3 protein-coding genes are annotated in these 4,483 nt (G+C 69.6%); 2 read left to right on the top strand and 1 reads right to left on the bottom strand.

Annotation, left to right across the window (positions count from 1 at the left end; all coding sequences use genetic code 11):
- Together FF041_RS08785 and FF041_RS08780 are read left to right on the top strand one after the other, a co-directional pair.
- Window positions 1–1,148: glycoside hydrolase family 28 protein (locus FF041_RS08785; RefSeq protein ID WP_153521780.1), on the top strand; the 1,148-nt coding region annotated here is incomplete at its 5' end.
- Window positions 1,145–3,073, top strand: coding sequence for an alpha-L-fucosidase (locus FF041_RS08780; protein WP_153521778.1), 1,929 nt, complete (start codon window positions 1,145–1,147; stop codon window positions 3,071–3,073). The genes FF041_RS08785 and FF041_RS08780, both read left to right, overlap by 4 nt.
- Window positions 3,074–3,209: 136 nt before the next feature.
- Here FF041_RS08780 and FF041_RS08775 read toward each other — a convergent pair.
- Window positions 3,210–4,483, bottom strand: a 1,274-nt coding sequence (locus FF041_RS08775) for a hydroxysqualene dehydroxylase (protein ID WP_153521776.1), incomplete at its 5' end; no start/stop codon positions are given.

Raw genomic sequence — 4,483 nt, 5'->3', positions numbered from 1 at the left:
GCGGCCGGGTCCTCGTCCCGCCCGGCCGGTTCCTCACCGGCGCCGTCCAGCTGCTCAGCCGGGTCGACCTCCATGTGGCGGAGGGCGGCGTCATCGTGTTCTCCACGGACCCCGAGGACTATCTCCCGGTGGTGTTCACCCGCTGGGAGGGCACCGAGTGCTACAACTACTCCTCCTTCGTCTACGCCTACGGCCAGCGCGACATCGCCATCACGGGCAAGGGCGTCCTGGACGGACAGGGCATGACCGGCCCCTGGAAGTCCTGGCGCGACCCCGGCGGAAACGCCCTGATCGACCAGGCGGAGCTGCGCCGGATGGGCACCGAGGGCGTGCCCGTCGCGGAGCGGGTCTTCGGCGACGGCCACCATCTGCGGCCCAACATGATCCAGTTCTATGACTGCCGCAACATCCTGATGCGCGACATCACCGTCCTCGAACCGCCCATGTGGACGATCCATCCGGTGCTCTGCCGCAATGTGACCCTGCGGGACGTCGACGTCATCGGCCGGATCAACAACAGCGACGGCGTCGACCCCGAATGCACCTCCGACATGCTGATCACCGGCTGCCGCTTCCACACCGAGGACGACTCCATCGCGGTCAAGTCGGGCCGGGACGAGGACGGTCACCGGGTCGGCGTGCCCAGCGAGAACATCGTCATCCGGGACTGCGTCTTCTCCGGCCGCTGGGGCGGCGTCGCCGTGGGCAGCGAGATGTCCGGAGGCGTACGGAACGTCTTCGCCGAGGACTGCCGGATCAACCCGCTCGACTTCCCCGGCCGCTACAACCCGCGCCACCCGGTCTTCATCAAGACCAACAAGAAGCGCGGCGGCTTCATCGACGGGGTGTACATCCGCGGATTCACCGGGCGCGAGATCGACCGCGACTGCATCTATCTGACCACCAGATACGGCAATCAGCAGGGGAGCAGGCCCGCCGTCATCCGCAACGTCAGAATCGAGGACATGGTCCACGACGGGGCACGCCGGGCCATCAACCTGGAGGGGCTGGCGTCCGATCCGTTCACCGGAGTCCATATCGAGCGCTGCACCTTCACCCGGATGGCCAACCCCGAGATCATCGACCATGTCAGGGATCTGACCATTCGCCGGGTGACCGTCAACGGAACCGAGGTGGTCCACCCATGAGACACCCCGCGCGCCTGGCGCTGTGGACGGCCGTGCTCGCCCTGCTCGGCGGGCTGCTGCTGGCGGCCCCCGCCGCCGCCGGGCCGGGCGCCGCCCCCGGCCACCGGAATCCGGGGACGGCGCATGCCGCCGACCGCATGGAGACGGCGCAGACCGCCGACCGTACGTCGGAGACGCCGCAGACCGCCGACCGTACGGGGACGGCGCGGCCCGCCCACCCCGCGCGCCAGGAGATGCTGCGCTCCGCCACCGCCGGGCTCTTCCTCCACTGGGGCATGTTCACCCGCCCCCTGCACACGGACTGCCGCGCCTGGGAGCGGGCCGTCACCGAAGGCGGCTGGAGCGCCGACTACTGGGTGGACGAGGCGAGAAAGCTCCGCGCGAGCTATATCGTCCTCGCCACCTTCCACTCCCGCCTCGGCTACGCCCGCCCCTGGCCCTCGAAGATCCCCGGCAGCTGCGCCACCGAACGGGACATCCTCGGAGAGCTCATCACGGCCGCGCGGGCGAAGGGCATCGAGGTCATCCTCTATATGACCGACGACCCGAAATGGCACAGCGAGCAGGGCTTCAACACCCTGGACTCGGCCGCCTACTCCGCCTACAAGGGCCGCGAGATCGATCTCACCACCCGGCCCGGGTTCGGCCAGTACTCCTACGATCTCTTCTTCGAGGTGATGGCCGGATATCCGAAGCTGTCGGGTTTCTGGATCGACAACGACAACGAGTACTGGGAGCAGAACAGGCTCTATGAGCAGATCCGGGAGATCCGCCCGGATCTGACCCTCAGCAACAACAACGAGGACACCGCGATCATGGACATGGTGTCCCATGAGCAGAAGACCGGGATGACCCCCGGATACGACCAGCCCTCGGCGATCTGGACCCCGATGCCGAGACTGACCGAATCCTGCTACAAGGTCCCCGACACCGGCTCCTGGTGGTACGACGGCCAGGACCGGCCGGTCTCCACCGGACTCAACGTCGGCCGCTATGTGGCCAACGCCGGAACCTCCATCAAGTCGCTGATGAATCTCACGGCCATGACCAACGGGAGGTTCCCCCCGCGGCAGCAGCAGTTCACCGACTTCATGGAGGAGTATCTCCCGCCGATCTGGAAGTCCCTCTCGGGAGTCCACGGCGGCGGCTATATGCACGGCGGAATGCAGCCGGGCGCGTGGAACGACGGGGCGTACGGATATCTCACCGTCGACCGGAAGAACCCCACCCGGCAGTACATCCATGTCACCACCCGGCCCGCGACCGCCGCCGAGGTGCGCATCCGCGACAACGGCCACCGGGTGCGGCGGATCACCGATCTGCGGACGGGGGAACGCATCGCTTTCGACCAGCGGGACGGCGTCCTCACCCTCAAGGGCATCACCGCCTGGGACCCGTACGACACCGTCCTCGCGGTCGACACCCGCCCCGGCCGGGAGGGCCTCCACCCGGCGCGCTCGGTGAAGGCCACGGCCACCTCGGCGAAGGAGGGCTTCCCCGCGAGCGCCCTGAGCGACGGTGACTTCGCCTCCTTCTGGGACTCCGCGGCCCAGCTCCCGGTCAGTCTCACGCTGGATCTCGGACGGGTGCGGAAGGCCCGCTTCCTCGCCCTCAACCAGCGCGAATGGTCACCCACCTACAACCGGGAGACCTTCGGCCGGGCCGAGGACTCCGCCCGGATCAAGGACTACCGCGTCTCGCTGAGCCGGGACGGCGTCACCTGGGGCGAACCGGTGCGGTCCGGCGTGCTGGAGAGCGCCCGGGGCACCCGGTTCATCGATCTCGGCGACCAGCGCGCCCGCTATCTCAAGCTGGAGATCGACAGCACCTGGGCGAAGGAGACCGTGCCCCGCTTCCACCGCCAGCTCCAGATCGACGAGATCCGGGTGGGCCACGGCCATCCGCGCGCCCGGAGCCGCCGCTGACTCCGCGACCGCGCGCGGCCCCGGCTCCGGCCCCGGCTCCGGTGGCGATGCCTCCGGGGCCGGGCGCTCCGGCTCGTCCCGTATACCCGGCCGGTTTCGCCACGAGAAAGGCAGGCCCCGGCCGGGGCGCGGACCCTCACCCCAGGTCGAGCAGATTCCGCAGCCCCAGCCGGTGCCGCGTCCGGTCGTGCCGCTGTGCCGCCGCCAGCTCCGGCGCGCGGAACAGCGGACGTACCGTGCAGCGCTCCGCCGCCGACCCGATCCGGTCCAGCAGCCCGTTGACCGCGGCCCGCGCCGAGGCGTTCGCGCCCTCCATCGTCGCCAGATCGATGTCGACCGAGACATAGTCGCCGGCCAGATAGAGATTGGGGACCGCGGTCACGGCCTGGGGGCGGTTGTGCAGGGTGCCCACGGGGTGGATCATCAGTTCGTCCTCGTTGACCGGATGCGGGGTGCCGAGGTCCCGCACCCCCGGATCGAGGAACCACGAGTGCAGCGCGCCGTCCCTGAGGACCGTACGGCCGGTGTCGTTGAGCGCCGCCTTCAGCTGGGCCCACACCTCGCGGGCGACCTGCTCCGGGGTGCACTGCTTGGCCGTCTTGCCGTACAGCATGCCCGGCCGGTCCCATTCGGAGACGTCCACCGACAGACAGTCCACCGCCGAGCCGTCGCCGTAGTCGGCGGGAAAGTCGCGCGACGGCCAGTGCCCCGCCTGCTGGATCGCGGTCAGCGACCACGGCGAGTCGATGAAGTTGACATGCCCGTCCACCATCGGAGCCCGCTCGGTCAGATAGAACTGGATGCCCGTCATCCAGTCGGTGCGCAGCCGGTCGCACCGGGCCAGCTGCGGGTCCGCCGCCCGCAGCGCCGTGCCCCAGGTGCGCCGTGCGTGCTCCACGGGCATGGCCGAGATGTAGTGGTCGGCGGTGATGGTGCGGCGCGCGCCGTCCGGGTCCTCGATCACCGCGCCCGTCACCCGGCCGGAGCCGTACGCCAGCTCCCGTACCGTCCAGCCGATCCTGAACTCCACGCCCAGGGACGTCAGATGATCCACCCAGGGGTCGATCCACGCCTCATTGGTGGGGGCGTTGAGAATCCGGTCCACGGGCCCGTCCGCGCCTCTGCCGGACGAGTTGAGGAAGAACGCCTCCAGCAGCCGCGCGACCGTGCGGGTGCTCGCCTCCTCGGCCTTGGTGGCGACGAGATTGCGGGTCACCCCGACGGCGAGCAGACGCTGGTAGTCGTAGCCCATCCGGTCCGCCGCGACGAAGTCCCACCAGGGCACCTGCTCCCACTCCTCGTCGCGCCGCTCGTCGCAGCTGGTGAGGAAGACCATGAGGCGATTGACGAAGTAGGCCGTCTGCCAGGCCGGGATGGAGCCCGCGGTCTCCAGCAGGGCGGTCAGCGCGC

The sequence above is a fragment of the Streptomyces jumonjinensis genome, from assembly GCF_009600885.1.
GTDB lineage: Bacteria > Actinomycetota > Actinomycetes > Streptomycetales > Streptomycetaceae > Streptomyces > Streptomyces jumonjinensis.
This window is presented reverse-complemented; position numbering and strand designations above follow the sequence as displayed.

Coding starts and splice junctions, on each gene's coding strand:
- FF041_RS08780 (WP_153521778.1), top strand. CDS start 1,145: ATGAGACACCCCGCGCGCCTGGCGCTGTGGACGGCCGTGCTCGCCCTG.